Source organism: Bacillus sp. FSL R5-0512 (assembly GCF_038593295.1).
GTDB lineage: Bacteria > Bacillota > Bacilli > Bacillales > Bacillaceae > Bacillus > Bacillus safensis.
In genome coordinates this window covers 49,994-66,421 of sequence record NZ_CP151982.1, presented here as the reverse complement: position 1 = coordinate 66,421, position 16,428 = coordinate 49,994, and the positions used below count along the sequence as shown (strand labels likewise).

17 protein-coding genes are annotated in these 16,428 nt (G+C 41.7%); all 17 read right to left on the bottom strand.

Going from position 1 to position 16,428, the window contains the following annotated elements; all coding sequences use genetic code 11:
• Positions 1-36 precede the first annotated feature (36 nt).
• A complete protein-coding gene (mfd, locus tag NSQ25_RS00345) occupies positions 37-3,570 on the bottom strand; it encodes a transcription-repair coupling factor (protein ID WP_041115203.1) in 3,534 nt (1,177 codons plus the stop codon).
• A 68-nt stretch (positions 3,571-3,638) separates the two neighbouring features.
• The gene (locus NSQ25_RS00340) at positions 3,639-3,869 is read right to left on the bottom strand and encodes an anti-sigma-F factor Fin family protein (RefSeq protein WP_003217967.1); all 231 of its coding nucleotides are present in this window, start codon (positions 3,867-3,869) and stop codon (positions 3,639-3,641) included.
• A 55-nt stretch (positions 3,870-3,924) separates the two neighbouring features.
• Positions 3,925-4,491, bottom strand: coding sequence for an aminoacyl-tRNA hydrolase (gene pth / locus NSQ25_RS00335; RefSeq protein WP_326136788.1), 567 nt, complete (start codon positions 4,489-4,491; stop codon positions 3,925-3,927).
• A 140-nt stretch (positions 4,492-4,631) separates the two neighbouring features.
• Entirely contained in the window at positions 4,632-5,258 is a 627-nt protein-coding gene (locus NSQ25_RS00330) for a 50S ribosomal protein L25/general stress protein Ctc (protein ID WP_034284155.1), read from the bottom strand.
• Positions 5,259-5,396: 138 nt separating this feature from the next.
• The gene (locus NSQ25_RS00325; RefSeq protein WP_034284154.1) at positions 5,397-6,350 is read right to left on the bottom strand and encodes a ribose-phosphate diphosphokinase; all 954 of its coding nucleotides are present in this window, start codon (positions 6,348-6,350) and stop codon (positions 5,397-5,399) included.
• A gap of 22 nt (positions 6,351-6,372) precedes the next feature.
• Positions 6,373-7,743: a bifunctional UDP-N-acetylglucosamine diphosphorylase/glucosamine-1-phosphate N-acetyltransferase GlmU gene (gene glmU, locus NSQ25_RS00320; protein WP_024425640.1), complete on the bottom strand. Its 1,371-nt coding sequence runs from the start codon at positions 7,741-7,743 to the stop codon at positions 6,373-6,375.
• Between the two features lie 198 nt (positions 7,744-7,941).
• Positions 7,942-8,238 (bottom strand): septation regulator SpoVG, encoded by a 297-nt coding sequence (gene spoVG / locus NSQ25_RS00315; RefSeq protein ID WP_008357439.1) that lies wholly within the window; start codon positions 8,236-8,238, stop codon positions 7,942-7,944.
• A 224-nt stretch (positions 8,239-8,462) separates the two neighbouring features.
• A complete protein-coding gene (ridA, locus tag NSQ25_RS00310; protein ID WP_024425639.1) occupies positions 8,463-8,840 on the bottom strand; it encodes a 2-iminobutanoate/2-iminopropanoate deaminase in 378 nt (125 codons plus the stop codon).
• A 38-nt stretch (positions 8,841-8,878) separates the two neighbouring features.
• Positions 8,879-9,712, bottom strand: a complete 834-nt coding sequence (purR, locus tag NSQ25_RS00305) for a pur operon repressor (protein ID WP_024427197.1) — start codon at positions 9,710-9,712, stop codon at positions 8,879-8,881.
• Between the two features lie 55 nt (positions 9,713-9,767).
• Entirely contained in the window at positions 9,768-10,637 is an 870-nt protein-coding gene (gene ispE, locus NSQ25_RS00300; protein ID WP_019743558.1) for a 4-(cytidine 5'-diphospho)-2-C-methyl-D-erythritol kinase, read from the bottom strand.
• 145 nt (positions 10,638-10,782) lie between these two features.
• Positions 10,783-10,968 (bottom strand): small, acid-soluble spore protein, alpha/beta type, encoded by a 186-nt coding sequence (locus tag NSQ25_RS00295; protein WP_012008653.1) that lies wholly within the window; start codon positions 10,966-10,968, stop codon positions 10,783-10,785.
• A gap of 163 nt (positions 10,969-11,131) precedes the next feature.
• Positions 11,132-11,389, bottom strand: coding sequence for a Veg family protein (locus NSQ25_RS00290; protein ID WP_003217979.1), 258 nt, complete (start codon positions 11,387-11,389; stop codon positions 11,132-11,134).
• Between the two features lie 213 nt (positions 11,390-11,602).
• Complete coding sequence (gene yabG, locus NSQ25_RS00285) at positions 11,603-12,487, bottom strand: sporulation peptidase YabG (protein WP_024427198.1); 885 nt, start codon at positions 12,485-12,487, stop codon at positions 11,603-11,605.
• 114 nt (positions 12,488-12,601) lie between these two features.
• Positions 12,602-13,480: a 16S rRNA (adenine(1518)-N(6)/adenine(1519)-N(6))-dimethyltransferase RsmA gene (gene rsmA / locus NSQ25_RS00280; protein ID WP_034284149.1), complete on the bottom strand. Its 879-nt coding sequence runs from the start codon at positions 13,478-13,480 to the stop codon at positions 12,602-12,604.
• Complete coding sequence (gene rnmV, locus NSQ25_RS00275; protein ID WP_326136789.1) at positions 13,473-14,033, bottom strand: ribonuclease M5; 561 nt, start codon at positions 14,031-14,033, stop codon at positions 13,473-13,475. The genes rsmA and rnmV overlap by 8 nt, the downstream gene beginning before the upstream one ends.
• A gap of 160 nt (positions 14,034-14,193) precedes the next feature.
• Positions 14,194-15,396: a ubiquitin-like domain-containing protein gene (locus NSQ25_RS00270; protein ID WP_326136790.1), complete on the bottom strand. Its 1,203-nt coding sequence runs from the start codon at positions 15,394-15,396 to the stop codon at positions 14,194-14,196.
• Between the two features lie 244 nt (positions 15,397-15,640).
• Positions 15,641-16,408, bottom strand: coding sequence for a TatD family hydrolase (locus NSQ25_RS00265; RefSeq protein ID WP_034624441.1), 768 nt, complete (start codon positions 16,406-16,408; stop codon positions 15,641-15,643).
• Between the last annotated feature and the right edge of the window lie 20 nt (positions 16,409-16,428).

Genomic DNA, 16,428 nt, shown 5'->3' with positions numbered 1-16,428 from the left:
CATCAAACGTAATATACACGAGAGACAAACAAAATTTTATGAAGATGGAATGGTTTCTTTTTTCACATCTTGAAGGCCTCGAAGCATGTTAAGAACAACCTCAAGCCATTCCTCTGTCTTCTTGCCTTTCGTTTGGACAGAAATAATCAGCTTGCTGCCTTCCATTCCCAATCCGATTTCACGTCCATATTTACTGCCGAGCTCAAATAATTTTTGACCGTCGATTTCACCGCTTGCTTTCTCATCAAGGGTCATTCTGACAATGCCTTTCTCCATCTTGATCAGCTCGACACGTTCCTGGACAGCGTACACCTTCATTGTCGCAATCGTAAACAAGTCAGCCACTTCTTGCGGATATTCACCAAATCGGTCGATCATTTCATCCTGAAGCTCTTTTCTCTCTTCAATCGATCCAATTGCTCTGAACTGTTTATACATTTCAATCTTTTGCTTGCCATCCGAAATATAAGTGTCTGGGATGTAAGCATCAATTTGCAGATCAATTTCTGGCTCGAATTTATCTTGAGCCGTTGTATCGCCTCTTCTTTCCTCAATGGCTTCTTTCAGCATTTGAGAATAGAGATCGAATCCAACCGAATCAATGAAGCCATGCTGCTGAGCACCAAGTAAATTCCCTGCTCCTCGAATCGTTAAATCACGCATCGCAATTTTAAACCCAGATCCGAGCTCTGTGAATTCTTTAATGGCTTGAAGTCTTTTCTCCGCAACTTCAGAAAGAACTTTATCTTTTCGATACGTGAAATAAGCATAAGCGACACGGTTCGAACGCCCGACTCGTCCTCTTAGCTGGTACAGCTGAGAGAGCCCCATTTTATCGGCATCGTGGACGATGAGCGTGTTCACATTTGGAATATCGACTCCCGTTTCAATGATGGTGGTACTGACCAATACATCTGATTCACCTTCAAGGAAATTGATCATCACTGATTCCAGCTCGTTCTCACTCATTTTCCCGTGCGCATAACTGACTTTTGCGTCTGGGACCAGCATGGAGATTTCGTCTGCTTTTCGTTCAATATCCTCAACACGGTTATAAAGGAAGTACACTTGACCGCCGCGTGCTAATTCTCGCTCAATCGCTTCTCTGACTAGAGCGCCATTGTACTCGACCACATAGGTTTGAACAGGGAATCGATTTTCAGGCGGTGTTTCAATCACTGATAAATCCCGCACGCCTAGCATGGACATATGAAGCGTACGCGGAATTGGCGTAGCCGTTAATGTCAGTACGTCGATATTGGCTTTCATCTGTTTAATTTTCTCTTTATGCGTCACACCAAAACGCTGTTCCTCATCAATGATCAACAGTCCTAAATCCTTGTAGACGATGTCTTTTGAAAGAAGACGGTGTGTGCCGATAACCATATCGATCGTTCCGTTTTTCAGCCCTTTTAACGTTTCAGTTGTTTCTTTTCTTGTACGGAAACGGCTCAGCTGCGCAATTTTGACAGGGTAGTCTTGGAATCGGTCCATGATTGTGTCAAAATGCTGCTGCGCTAAGATGGTTGTCGGAACTAGCAGGGCTACCTGCTTCCCGTCAGCAATCGCTTTGAAGGCCGCACGAATAGCCACCTCCGTTTTTCCGTAACCCACATCTCCACAAAGCAGACGGTCCATTGGACGTTCCCGCTCCATATCCTGTTTAATTTCGTGAATTGAACGGATTTGATCATCTGTTTCCTGGTAAGGGAACGCGGATTCAAACTGGCGCTGCATCTCATGATCAGGCGAGAAAGCATATCCTTTGCTTGCCTCGCGTTCTGCGTACAGTTTAATCAGATCATCTGCGATGTCCTGTACAGATGTTTCCACTTTTTTCTTCACACGTTTCCAATCGCTGCCGCCTAGTTTGTACAGCTTTGGTTCTTTACCTTCTGATCCTACATATTTCTGCACCTGATCAATTTGTTCAACCGGTACATAAAGCTTATCGCTTCCTTGATAATGAATATTTAAATAATCTTTATGAATGCCGCCGATTTCAAGCGTTTCAATTCCTAAATATTTACCGATCCCGTGGTTAATGTGCACCACATAATCGCCGACTTGAAGCTCTGAATAGCTCTTGATCCGCTCTGCATTGGTCAGCTTTTGCTTACGTGCCTGCTTTTTCACACGTTTCTTGAAGAGTTCACCTTCTGTGATTACAGCAATTTTTGATAACGGCAATTCAAAGCCCGTTTGCAGCTCACCTTGTAAAATATACACCTGTCCGCTTACAAGCTCAGCGTCCGGTTTAGCAAGAGCGGCTTCAATGTCATAATCATGCAGAACAGACGACAGCTTTTCTGTCCGCTCTTCATCAGCACCTAAGAAGACAACCGTGTATTGCTGTTTTTTATAGCGTTCAATTTCACTCGCCAGCACATTCATCTGCCCGTGGAAATTCTGCATTTGCTTACTAGATACATTGACGATATTTTGCGGATTTGTCTGCTGGACATGTCTCAGGAACAAAGAGTAGTACAGAATGGATCTCGATTGCTGATTGATCAGTTCTTGGAACGGGAAAGATAGAGATAAATCATGGAGAATATTGCCTTCTTCAAGCAGACTAATTGTCCAATCGGCTTCTTCCTGTTCAAGCTGTTCTTCCATCTCCTGAATTCTGCTGATTTCATCTAAAATAATAATCGTATCCTGCGATGTGTAATCTAGCAAACTAGCAGGCTTTTCATAGAAATAGGACAGGTACTTCGTCATTTCCTGTGTCACGATGCCTTCAAGCAGCTTCTCGCGATCAGCAGAAATATTTTGATGAAGCAGTTCTTTTTGCTGATCTGAGTTGAATTTCTTTAAGCTCTTCGCCAGCCCTTGATCAAGCTGTTCAATGGCTCTCACTCGTTCAGGACCTCTCACAATTAACTCTTTTGCAGGACCTATTTTGATTTCTTGAAGGGTTTCTAATGAACGCTGTGTATCCGAATGAAACGTTCGAATCGAGTCTACTTCTGTATCAAACAGTTCAATACGGATTGGATGATCTTCCGTTAACGCATAGATGTCGATGATTCCTCCGCGCACACTAAAATCTCCGGGCGCTGCAACCATCGACGTCCGGTCATAACCAATTTGTACGAGCTGTTTTGAAAACGCCTCCAAATCAATTTCTTCACCGATCTTTAAATGGATCTGACTCTCCTTCCAGAGCTCAACTGGCGGAAGCATCCTGCGAACCGCAGCAGCGGGAGTGACGATAATGGGGTTTTCTCCATTCGCAAGTCGATTCAAGACATCCAAACGCTGTGCTCTCAGCTCAGGACTGGCCACTGCAATTTCTGAAGCGATGAGTTCATTGACAGGATAGAGAAGAACCGAGCGATCCGGCATCACACTTGCTAGATCATCTGTTACCTTCTGCGCCTGATATAAATTGTGAGTCACAATAAACATTGGCCGCTTCAGTTCGTCTGATATCGCGGCTGTAAATAAAGATCTGACGGAGCCTGATAGTCCGGCAAGCAGCTGTTCTTTTAACCCTTCCTTTAGCCCATTAAAAATGGACTGAAAATCATCACTTTGTTTGATAAATGATTGTATGTTTTTCATTTGGCTCCTCCTCCCTGTTTGTTTAAAACAGAAAAACGCTTTGGTCTAATATCTACACCAAAGCTTTTTTATTGAATAAAAGTATGATACTGATGGTAATCAGGATTTCTTTCAAGCGCCTCTTGGCAATCCTCACAAATGGTTTGTACATGTAAATCACCATTTTCCCTATAAGAAATCATATCGTTTCTTTCCTCATTTGTTAAGTGATGAAATCCAAGCGCTTCACTTTGGACAGCAGATTCATCTAGACTGCCAACCTTTACACCACAGTGGCGGCAGTAATAATGCAAAGCCATACGTGATCCTCCCATGCTGAGATTTTATGATCAGTATGCGCTTCGCTTATCATTCTTATACCTTCTTGTTAAAATCATTCATCACTTCTAAAAATGGCTTTTTTAAAGCCGCTTCACAAGCCTCGACAGACGATTGAATGGCTGATGCGATGTCAGGCTGTTCTTCTTCTGAGAAACGTCCTAGTACGTAATCAACGACCTTCATGCCGTTTTGAGGACGTCCAATGCCGATACGGAACCGGTCAAATTCAGGTGAACCTAAATGCTGAATTAATGATTTGATTCCATTATGCCCGCCTGCACTTCCTTTTGTACGTAAGCGAATCCGGCCAGTTGGCAAATCAAGATCATCATAGATCACTTTCAAATGTTCAAGGGGAATATCGTAATAGTCCATCAGCGGACGCACACATTCTCCTGATAAGTTCATATATGTAAGCGGCTTTACAAGTAGAACCTTTTGCCCCGAAACAAACCCATTTCCAAATTGTCCATGGAATTTTGATTGATTTAAAGGAATGTCCCATTTTTTTGATAATTCATCTATTGTCATAAACCCGACATTATGTCTTGTTTTTTCATATTCTTTTCCTGGATTGCCTAATCCAACGAATGCAATCATGAAACCAATAACCTCCTTTGTCACACAGCACACGCCTAAAAAATGAGCCAATCAGATTGCCTCATGTAAAAACGTATGAATTCTTTTCATTCTAGCACAAAAGACGCAACCGCGGGAGGGTTACGTCTCTAAATGACCAGTTATTCTCCATCGTCATCCTTTTCTTTAATGGCCTCAGGCTCTTGCGGCTCTTCTTCGCTATCTGGCTCAGGAACCTCTGATTGCTGAGGCGGCAGAATGGAGGCAACGACTTCTTCTGGATCGTTATTGATTTGATAAGATGACTGAACAGGCAGATCAGCAACTGTTAAGACATCATTGACTTCTAGGTTTGTAATATCAGCTTCAATATTCTGCGGAATATCTTTTGGTTTCGCTGTAACAGATAGTTCAAATAGTGGCTGCTGAAGCACACCGCCATCTTTTACCCCTTTAGACTCGCCAATCAGCTGTATTGGTACATCTGCCTCAATTTCACGCTGTAAGTCAACGACTTGGAAATCAGCATGAACAAGTTCGTTTTTCAGCGGATCTGTTTGTAATTCTGTCACCATCACAGATTTCGTTTCACCACCCACATCTAAGGTGATGATTGTATTCTTCCCTTCATCACGTAAGGTTTTTAATAAATCGATGCTGTCTAATGAAACAGCCAGATTGTCTGTATTTTTTCCGTATATGACACCAGGAACGTGTCCTGAATGACGGATTTTTTGCAGTGTGGAACGTTTGAAATCAGTTCTTTTATTTGCTTTTAAAGTTGCCATATTCAGCACCATCCTATTTCTTTTTTGTCACTACTCTCATAATTACCCATAACCGAATCATTTTAAACCTATTTGCCGTGAATGATGATAGCAAAAAGACCCCAAGCTTGATGCCTAGGGCCTTTTTTAATCAGAAAATCAGCTAAAAAGGTAGCTCACAGATTCTTCTTCATGTACACGGATGATGGCTTCTGCAAGCAAAGGCCCAACTGAAAGCGGAATGAATTTTCCAGCTTTCTTGTCATCAGTTAATTGAATACTGTTTGTCACAACTAATTCTTTAATTTTAGAGTTTGTGATGCGTTCTACTGCTGGTCCAGACAAGACTGGGTGCGTACAGCAAGCATATACTTCAGCTGCTCCATTTTCGACTAGCGCATTTGCAGCAAGTGTAATAGTACCAGCTGTATCAATGATATCATCGATTAGAATGGCCGTTTTGCCTTCAATGTTACCAATAATGTTCATGACTTCAGCAACGTTTGGCTTTGGACGGCGTTTGTCGATAATTGCGATTGGCGCTTTCAGGCGGTCTGCCATTTTACGCGCACGTGTCACACCACCGTGGTCAGGAGACACAACAACGATATCATTCAAGTTCTTCTGTTCGAAATAGTTTGTTAAGATTGGCACAGCCATTAAGTTATCGATTGGAATATCGAAGAAACCTTGGATTTGCGGCGCATGAAGATCAAGCGCAATCACACGTGTAGCACCTGCTGTTTCAAGCAAGTTTGCAAAAAGCTTCGCAGTGATTGGCTCACGAGGTTTTGCTTTACGATCTTGACGTGCATATCCGTAATAAGGGATCACAATATTGACAGTTTTCGCAGAAGCGCGTTTTAGTGCATCCACCATAATGAGCAGTTCCATAATATGCTCATTGACTGGCGCACTTGTTGATTGAATAACATAACAATCACAGCCGCGGATACTTTCTTCAATATTGATTTGGACTTCACCGTCACTAAAGCGTTTAACAGAGCTCTTTCCTACATCAACTCCGATACGATCGGCAATTTCTTTGGCAAGTTCAGGGTTTGAATTCAAAGAGAATATCTTTAAATTCGCATCAGCATAACGATTAGACATGGTAAACCTCCGGGTATTTGGATTATTTTTTATGAATATTTTTCACATAATCTTCTTTATTGACTTGTCTTGCTCTAGCAATAGACAATGCATCCTGCGGTACATCTTCTGTAACCGTTGAACCGGCTGCAACATATGCCCCTTTTCCGACAGTGACTGGTGCAACGAGATTTGAATTACAGCCAATAAATGCGCCGTCTTCAATCTTCGTTAAGAATTTGTTTTTCCCATCATAGTTGACTGTAATGGAACCACAGCCAAGATTTACATCAGTTCCGACCTCTGCGTCTCCAATGTAGCTTAGATGAGATGCTTTGCTGCGGTCTCCGAAAACTGTTTTCTTGATTTCGACAAAATTCCCAATTTTTACTTCATCGCCAATTTTCGACAACGGGCGAATATGAGCAAACGGTCCAATTGTCACATCAACTCCAACCTCACTATCGCAGACGACAGATTGCTTAATAACTGTTCGATCTCCGATGATGCTGTCAACAATTTCAGTGTTTGGCCCAATAGTGGCGTCTGCACCGATTTTTACATTCCCTTTGATGACCGTCCCAGGATAAATAACTGTATCTTCACCGATGACAGCATCTGGCGAAATATACGTGTTCTCAGGATCAATCAAGGTCACACCATTCTTCATATGCTGATGATTAATACGTCGCTTCATGAATTGCTCTGCTTGTGATAGAGCGATACGGTCATTAACTCCAAGTGTTTCTTCAAAATGCGGTGTTTGATAAGCTGCAACTGTTTGCCCTTCATTTTTTAGAATTTCAATAACGTCTGGCAAGTAGTATTCACCCTGAGCATTTTCATTCGACACTTGCTCAATCACACGGAAGAGATCTTCATTTGAAAAGCAATAAGTCCCTGTATTAATTTCATTCACTTGACGCTCTGCATCGTTCGCATCTTTATGCTCCACAATTTTCACGACAGCACCTGTTTCGTCACGAATAATACGGCCATAGCCTGTTGGATCATCCGCATGTGCTGTTAAAATAGTGACTTTTGCTTGATGTTTTTGATGCTCGCTTAACATGGCTTCCATTGTTTCCGCTGTCAATAATGGCGTATCACCACAAATGACAATGGTTGTTCCCTTTTCCTGCGCGAGAAACGACTTTGCTTGTTTAACGGCATGGGCTGTTCCCAGCTGTTCTTCTTGAAGTGCATACTCACTTCTGTCTCCAAGCTGCTCTTTCACGTCCTCTGCACCATGACCGACAATCGTCACTAGCTTGGCTAAAGAAAGCTTTAACGCTTCATCTGCCACATGCTCGACCATTGGCTTTCCGCAAACTGGATGAAGTACTTTATATAGCTTTGACTTCATTCTCGTTCCTTTTCCCGCTGCTAAAATCACTGCGAACCGCTTATCCATTGATTGGCCTCCAATATCCCTATTATCCATAGAAAAATATATCCTAAATAAAGACTGATTTCAAGGATACATAAGGAAGTACAATAATTTTCTAACAGATGAAAGACTTAAGAAACAAGAGAAAGAACGCAAAAAAGACAGCATTTAAAAGAAAACATTCATTTTCTCTTAAAGCTGTCTTTTTAGGTTCACGTATGATTAAGAAGCTCCAGCTTCTTCATATTCAATTGTTTCTTCCTCTTCGCCTAAGCGATGATATTCATTTAATACAGCATCTTGGATTTTACCCCGAGTGCTTGAATTAATTGGATGTGCAATGTCGCGAAACTCTCCATCGGGCGTGCGTTTGCTAGGCATTGCAACAAACAACCCATTATTTCCATCAATCACACGAATATCATGAACAACAAATTCGTGGTCCAGCGTGATGGATGCAATCGCCCTCATGCGACCATCGGTATTCACGCGGCGTAATCTTACGTCAGTAACTTCCACAGTAGTTCACCACCTTTTCCCAATATAAAAGCATTACTTAGGTATTCAACGATCGTGGTGATTCTCCTGCTCTTTTTTTAAACTTTTTTTGAAATATCGGGATATTTATACATTATTTGTCATATTCGTGACGACGCTTACATTCTCAGCATAAAAAAAGACATCATGATGATGTCTTTCCCTGCATATGATGAAACCAAACGGCTTTCATTGAGAGTGCCTGTTTATTTCACTAATGCAACTACTTCTATTTCTACAAGCGCATCCTTTGGAAGTCTTGCCACTTCCACACATGAACGAGCTGGCTTATGTGTATGGAAATACTCACCGTACACTTCATTCACTTCAGCGAATTGTTCCATATCTTTGATGAAAACAGTTGCTTTCACGACTGTTTCAAAGGAAGCACCTGCTGCTTCAAGTACAGCCTCAAGATTACGGAATACTTGATGTGTTTGTTCTTTAATATCTCCATTGACAAAATCTCCAGCTGGGGTTAATGGAATTTGCCCTGAGCTGTAAAACATGTTATTGACAATAATTCCTTGAGAGTAAGGTCCAATGGCTGCTGGTGCATGTTTGGTTTGAACAACTTTTGTCATATCAATCTCTCCCATTCAAATACATGTTTAATCAAAGCTTACGCTTTCGGATGAAAAAACTCGTGGAAATTGCCTTCATTGATCTCAATGATTTTTTGCTTCATATCAATGGTTGAAAGCTTTAACAATGAGACATATTCATCGACAAGACGTTCATCTACGCCTTCATCTTCTAAAAGAACACCGATCCCTGCAACATTTGCATTAAATTCCTCAAGCAAATTCATCATGCCGTTAATGGTTCCGCCCGCTTTCATAAAGTCATCAATGATCAGCACATTGGAGCCTTTATCTAAGCTGCGCTTTGCAAGGGACATGGTTTGAATTCGGTTAGACGAACCTGACGCATAATTAATACTGACTGTTGATCCTTCGGTTACCTTATTATCTTTTCTAACGATCACAACAGGCACATTTAAATAACCCGCAACAGAATAGGCAATTGGAATACCCTTTGTCGCAACGGTCATGACGACATCAATCGCACGGTCCGCAAAGATGGTCGCAAACAGCTTACCGATTTTCGCAAGAATCGATGGATTACCTAAAACATCGGTTAAATATAAATAACCGCCAGGAAGTACACGTTCAGGAGTTGATAATGCCTCTCCGATATCGTTTACTACGTCATCTGCTTCTTTTAGGTGAATTTTAGGAATATATTTCACTCCGCCAGCAGCGCCAGGTACAGTAAGCAATGTGCCTATTCCCTGCTGTTCGAAGGTCTGTTTGATAATCGTTAAGTCTTCACTAATGGAGGACTTTGCAGATTGATAACGTTCTGCAAAAAAAGTTAAAGGTACTAGTACGTGCGGGTGGGCTAACAAATAATTTGTTAAGTCCACCAATCTGCCGCTTCGACGAAACTTCATGAACTTACCCCCAGAACCCGAATAATTTATGAATAATATAACTTAATATACGGATTTAATCAAGGGCATTTTGTTCGCCGATCATGCGGACAGCGTATACTTGATCACAAAATCCTCTCAGTCCGTTATATATTCTTTGTACCTTCGATTCATATTGAATCAAGCCAAATACAGTTGGGCCGCTCCCACTCATTAATACAGCATCAGCACCGAAACGCTTCATCTGTCTTTTGATCATATCTACTTCCGGATACATCTTTAATGTCACAGACTCCAGAACGTTACCGAGTGAGCCGCACATCTCTTTATAATCTTTCGCTTCAATGGCTTCAATCATACGCTGTACATTTGGGTGTTCTACTTTGCTTGCGTCATATTGTCTATAAACTTCAGCTGTAGATACCCCAATCACCGGCTTCGCTAAAATCACCCAGCAATGCGGCGGTGTCGCGATATGCTTCAGTTTTTCTCCACGTCCTGTCGCTAGTGCTGTGCCTCCGTGTACACAAAAAGACACATCTGAGCCGATCTCCGCTCCAAGCTCAGCTAGTTCATCTAACGTGAGATTCAACTTCCACAAACGGTTTAAACCGCGAAGCGCTGCTGCAGCATCACTGCTGCCTCCAGCTAAACCTGCTGCAACAGGTATTGCTTTTGTGATGACAATCGATACTCCTTTTTGAATACCGAACCTTGTTTTGAGTAATTTTGCCGCCTGATAAGCCAAGTTACGCTGATCATCTGGCACAAATCGATTATGAGATGATACACGGATTTCGTCTTTGTCCAGCTCCGTCAGCTCAAGTCGATCTGCAAGGTCTATTGTTGTCATCACCATCTCTACTTCGTGATATCCATCCGGTCTTTTTCCATGAACATCAAGTGAGAGATTAATTTTTGCCGGTGCTTTTTCTAAAATACGCAAACATTTCACCTACTTCTCCATCTAAACATAAGTATCAATATTGTATCACATTTGATGGATCTGATGAATATTGGCTTTTACGCCCAGCACACTGACTTTTTCAGCAAAAAAGCCAGAGACACCTGAGGTATCCCTGACCATTTTTCTATCGTTGATTCTCATCCTGAGCCATGTGCTGCTGAGCTAATTCGATGGCACGTTTGACCATATTACCTGCGTCACGCGCACGAATTTCTCCCCAGCCTCCATTTTTGACGGTATCATAAAATCCAAGATCCTTCGCCAGCTCGTATTTGAACTCATCTGACATAATGCCTCGGCGTCTACCCAAACGAAACAGCCCCTTTAGTCGAGAATTCGAATCAGTGCCACTGCTTTTGTGGCTTTCTTATTTTGTATCGAATCCTTTCTTTTACCCCTTTCAAAAAATGGACAGACTCCCATTCAGAAAAAAAGGCAAAACAAAAAGCAGTAAACAAGAAGTTCACTGCCCATTAATAGGCGACTGAGCTAGCGGTATCATCGAACGTTAATTCGACCGTCTCAGTCAGTATATCTGCATAACTGTAAGAAACTCTTTCAAACGAATTCTCATCTTGATCTAATTGAATCACAAATACAGAAGGGTACGTTTCAGCTAAAATGCCCGAACGCTCAATTGTTTTACGGCGGCCTCCGTTAGCCTTTAACGTCAAACGTTTACCTAAGTTACCATCAAGCGATCTTTTGATGTCGGACAAAGTCTTCGCCATTGCATCCACCTCACTGAGATAATTATACAACAACGGCCCATTTTTGTCAAATAAAAATTAAATTATATCAACCAACACGAGCCATTGTCAACAAAATAATTTTGACAAACTTCTACCTTTTCTCCTCCCTATTTTTCTCAAATTCCGGTGAATTATGTATCCGTTTGAAATTTCTTTTTACACATAAAAAAAACCAGACTGAAATCAGTCGGGTTATGTCGATTCATGGTCTTTTTTATATGGCATACCTACCCTTAAAACACCCTTCGTCTCGATGCCTCCGAGACCTTTTTCTCTTGTTAATGTATTACGAAGCACATCCCACACATTGATTCGATCTACAAATGGAGTGAAGCTGATCTTCGCAACGATATAGACGGGATCGAGCGCATGGATGTTCACACGTGAAGGTGAGCTTGCAAAATTGGCGCCTGCTTGGATCAATGATTCGAAATGAGATTGACAGGCGCCTGCAAAGATCACAAGCTGATCTAAATGAGGAATTTTCTTTCTTGCTTTTTGAACCGTCTCAACGAAATGACGAGAATGGCGATAGGCACCGATATCATTTACGCCGCCCTTTTGCTTGGAATACGCATCATGCCCTGTAATGACCAAAATATCAGGCCGATATTGATCAAGTAACGAATCGATCACGCTTGGCATTTTCTTCTCATGACAATGCACTCCGTACACAGGTACACCAATTCGTTCATATACATCTAAGCATTTCTTTAAGTATGAAGCATCTCCATCTAAATGAAGGACCTTTCCAGGCATGTGAAAATACTGCTCCTGATGCTGATATTGTCCAGAAGTATAATACTCTTGTTTTTCACGCAGCAGCTGATAATCCTGTCTTAGTAAGTCGAGCGATTCGTTAATTTTCCGTTCGTCGTCCTTTTCCCTTGTCAGCTGCTCCTCTTTTTGAATCAAGACGAGATCCGACATCTTAGCATCAGCAATCAGCCTCACTTCATTCCCATGCAATATGGCAGTGGCTTCGTGCTGATCTGTCTCATCAATTCGAATGATTCGAAACATAATATCCATTTGATAGGATGCCCTCGTCACCATATCTCCTATTTGAAATTGCATGCTGTTCACTCCACAATCAGGCTCATATCCTGTTGGTATCGTCTTTCATATATGCTGTTCTTTCTAGCCTATGCCCGAACAGTTGAAGTGGTGAAAAACAAAAGAAAAAAGCCCTTACGATAGGGCTTTTTGTAAAACATTCGACAAACGGGCAAATTCCTCAATGGATAATGATTCTCCGCGTCGCTTTCCATCAATATCTGCTGTTTGAAGTGCTTCTTCGATGATCGCTTTATGTTTTTTTCCATCAGGGAGATTGTTCATCAAATTATTCATCAATGTTTTCCGGCGCTGGCCAAAGCTTGCTCGGATCAATTGAAAGAAAAACGCATCATTTTCTACTGAGACAGCAGGCGTTTCACGAACAGTCAGCTTAATCACAGCCGAATCAACATTGGGCTGAGGAACAAAAACCGTTTTAGGCACAACCATCACCGTTTTTGCTTCCGTATAAAATTGAACTGCGATAGACAGTGAATTATATTCCTTTGATGAAGGGGCAGCTGCCATACGATCTGCTACTTCTTTTTGCAGCATGACCACAATCCCTTTCAATGGAAGGTTTTCTTCAAGCAATTTCATAATAATCGGTGTTGTCACATAATATGGAAGGTTGGCTACGACCATCACTTCCTTACAGTCAGCAAAATTTTCCTCGATGACCTTTCTCACATCGGCTTTTAATACATCTTGATGAATGATCGTGACATTATCATATGGAGAAAGCGTATCGTTTAAAATAGGCAATAAACGCTGATCGATTTCAAAAGCGGTGACTTTCTTTGCACGTTTAGCCAGCTGCTCTGTCAATGCGCCGATACCAGGTCCAATTTCAATGACGCCGGTCTCATCTGTAACCTCCGCGTGATCGACAATGCGATCTAAAATATTTGTATCAATTAAGAAGTTCTGCCCTAAGCTCTTTTTAAAAGAGAAACCGTACTTCTTCAGTATTTCCTTCGTTCTGACGGGTGTCGCAATATCTTTATTCATCGGCTTCCTCCTGCATGACGGTCTTTAAGGCCGCAATAAAATCATGTTTGGTTATTTGGAACATGTGAAGGCGCTTTTGCAGCTGCTTCGCATTGGTATATCCTATATTTAAAAGCACTCCTAGTCGTTCGCGGCGGCGTTTCGATGCTTCGCCACCGATAAGGCCTGCGTCAAATAAGTCGTCTAATGTAATGTCACTTTCCGTTACTTCCATTTCTTCATGGACATGGGCAAGACATTCCCGAATACTGTTCAAGGAAGCATGCTCGACACCAATTCCTTTATCCCGCTTCGCCTTCGCAAGATGTTTTGGCAAAAAAGCGTGCTTACAGCCAGGAACTGCCTCTGCGATGGTTTTACGGATCTTCTCACCAGGAAAATCAGGATCTGTTAAAATAATGACCCCTCTCGTCTCCTGAGCAAGACGCACTTGTTGAATGACTGTATCGCCAATGGCAGATCCGTTTGTTTCAATCGTATCTGCATCCACTGCCATCTTCACTCTGGCAGTGTCATCACGACCCTCCACCACAATGATTTCTTTGATTTTCATGTATTCCTCCGCTTGCAAAAACAATCTACATTTTTTGGTTAAAAAACGAAACCTTTCATGCTGCTTTTGCGTCTAATTAATTAGAAAACAGTGCTTCTATTATAACCAAAAAAACAGAGGGTGCGCAAAGCCCTCTGTTCATATAAATGATTTGATGTGTTTATTTGAGTACTCTAATTTTTACTCGTTTATTTCCCCATTGATAAGCTGCCGACTTACTTGGGACGAACACATCAATTTTATTCCCTTTTATAGCAGATCCAGTGTCTGATGCAACGGCATATCCATAGCCTTCCACATACACTTTTGAGCCCAGCGGAATGACACTCGGATCAACTGCTATGACCTTTGCACCCGGATTCGCTTTTAAATCAAAGCCTGTAGACGTTCTGCCCGTACATCCAGCACAGCCCGCTGTATAGGCTGTTGACGCTACATAAAATTCCTTTCCTGACGATTCATTGCTTCTTGAAACCGCAGGGGACGCTGTAGGCTCCTTTTTGGCCACTTGTGTACCAATGGCCACTAAGCGGTCCTTACTATCTTTTTCGGTCACTTCTTTAATCAATTCTTTAGACACCACTTTGCCGTTTTCTTTCACAATGGCATAGTGCTTCTTCAATTTACCTTCTTCACCTTTTTTAAGTACCTTCTCTTTCCCTTTTTCAAGAGAATGATCCTTTTTATGTTTGGTATCAAAAGCAATTTTCTCTTCCACTACATCGGTGACTTTTTCCACCCGAGTGATCTTTATATCTGCGCTCTTTTTAGAAAGGTTACTATGTAACGCAGGCTTGATCTTATCGTGCTTCTTGAGCTTCAGCTCTTGTTGCTTTAAAAAGTCAGCGACCGTAGTCGAAGTGGTCCACACTTTTTTATCTTTTCCTCCATCATTTAAGCTGACCTGGAAGGCCTGCTGAACCACAAGATTCATATCCTTTGTTAACTTGTCATTCTTTCCTGGAGTTACTTGATCGTGCTTCCCTATATCTATCTTCTCATTCTTCAATAATGCTCCAACCGTCTGATCTGTAGTCCATATCGTTTTCTCTTTCCCATCTAGGGTCAGATGAACCGGTATAGCCGCATCATACACAATGTTCATATTGTCTTGAATCTTTGTATTTAGACTTGGAGAGATATGATCCTCCGCCTTGGTCCTTATTCCAAGGTCTGAAAGCAGCTGTGCTACTGTCTCTTCATGTGTACGAATTGTCTTCTTTTTACCATTGATTGAAATGGTAATAGACTGCTTAGTGAGCTCATGCGCTCCGTAAGCCGTTCCAGTTCCAGCTAAAAGCAAGCAAACAACTAGTAATAAAACCTTGCCTTTTCCTAGCTTCACAGAAAACAGATTTTTCATTTTTTGTACGATGAAAAACGCCTCCTTCTCCTCGGAGAGATTATATAGAGTATCTCAAAACCTGTCAACCCTTCCACCCACTGTACAAAAATGCTCGATTGTAAACCTATTATGGGAGATTTATGGAAGGAAGGGAAGAAAGACTTATCGACAACTTATCCTATGAGGAGGCGCAAACGTGTAGAACTTTTTCGTTATGTTTCACAATTGGACAAGCTTAAACAAGGATTGACATCATATACTGTCAGTTTATACGGAAAACTTTTTTTGCATTTTTTGTTGTCAATTCAGCAAGCTCTTCAAAGCTGATTTCTCTCAGCTCCGCAATCTGTTCTGCGATATATTTGACATAACTTGGCTCATTACGTTTTCCTCTAAATGGCACTGGCGTTAAGTATGGGCAGTCTGTTTCAATCAAAAGCTTGTCACTTGGTATCTCCTTTACAACTTCCTTTGGCTTTTTGGCATTTTTAAATGTCACGGGTCCACCGAATGAAATATAAAAGTTCATTTCCATACACGCTTTTGCAGTTTCCAGACTGCCAGTAAAGCAGTGCATAATACCTCCAACCTCAGCTGCTCCCTCTTCCTTTAAAATCGTCACGACATCTTCCGTTGCGTCACGATTATGAATAACGATTGGAAGATTCACTTCCTTCGCAAGAGCAATTTGGCGTCTAAATACTTCCTTTTGCACATCTTTTGGCGACTTGTCCCAATAGTAATCCAGACCCATTTCTCCAATCGCAACCACTTTTTCGTGTTGAGATAAATCTTTGATCCAAGCCAAATCCTCATCTGTCATATCTATAGCATCGACTGGATGCCAGCCGATAGCTGCATATATGAAATCATACTCTTCAATTAACTCCATCGCCCTCGTAATGGTTGGGCGGTCAAACCCTACCACCACGATTTTCTCAACTTTTTCGCTTTTCGCTCTTTCGATCACCTGCTCTAAGTCTTCATTGTATTGTTCTGCATTTAAGTGGGCATGTGTATCAAATAACATGGTTGATTGCTCCTTTCGAC